This is a genomic window from Halomonas elongata (genome assembly GCF_029081005.1).
Taxonomy (GTDB): domain Bacteria; phylum Pseudomonadota; class Gammaproteobacteria; order Pseudomonadales; family Halomonadaceae; genus Halomonas; species Halomonas elongata_B.
Genome location: NZ_JAJQTQ010000067.1, coordinates 1 through 619 on the forward strand (window position 1 = coordinate 1; position 619 = coordinate 619).

Annotated in this window: 1 protein-coding gene and 1 pseudogene; both read left to right on the top strand. The window is 67.0% G+C overall.

The window, feature by feature from the left end; all coding sequences use genetic code 11:
• Positions 1-429 (top strand): electron transfer flavoprotein subunit beta/FixA family protein (locus tag LU493_RS19450; RefSeq protein ID WP_275289460.1); only part of this gene is annotated, 429 nt, incomplete at its 5' end.
• Positions 426-619: pseudogene (locus LU493_RS19455) on the top strand (electron transfer flavoprotein subunit alpha/FixB family protein); the annotation flags it as partial. The gene LU493_RS19450 and the pseudogene LU493_RS19455, both read left to right, overlap by 4 nt.

A 619-nucleotide genomic window follows, 5' to 3' on the forward strand; every position in this document is an offset into this window, starting at 1 on the left:
CAGCCGGGCCTGGTGATCCTCGGCAAGCAGGCCATCGACAGCGACAACAACCAGACCGGTCAGATGCTCGCCGCCCTGACCGGGCGTGCCCAGGGCACCTTCGCCTCCGAGCTCAAGGTCGAGGGCGACACGCTGCAGGTCACCCGCGAGATCGATGGCGGCCTGCAGACCCTCTCGCTGGCTCTGCCGGCCGTGGTCACCACCGACCTGCGCCTGAACGAGCCGCGCTACGCCAAGCTGCCCGACATCATGAAGGCCAAGAAGAAGCCGCTGGATACCAAGACACCGGAAGACCTGGGTGTCGACATCGCCGGCAAGCTCAAGCTGGTCGGGGTCGAACCGCCGGCCGAGCGCCAGGGCGGCGTCAAGGTGGGCTCCGTGGACGAGCTGGTCGATAAACTCAAGAACGAAGCCAAGGTGATCTCATGAGCATTCTGGTACTCGCCGAACATCACGACGGCCAGCTGGCCGAGGCCACCGCCCATGTGGTCGCCGCGGCTCGGGCCATCGGCGGTGACATCGACGTCCTGGTGGCCGGGGAAAACGTCGGCACCATCGCCGAGGCTGCCGCCAGGCTCGACGGCGTGACCAAGGTGCGCGTGGCCGACCATGCAGTCTA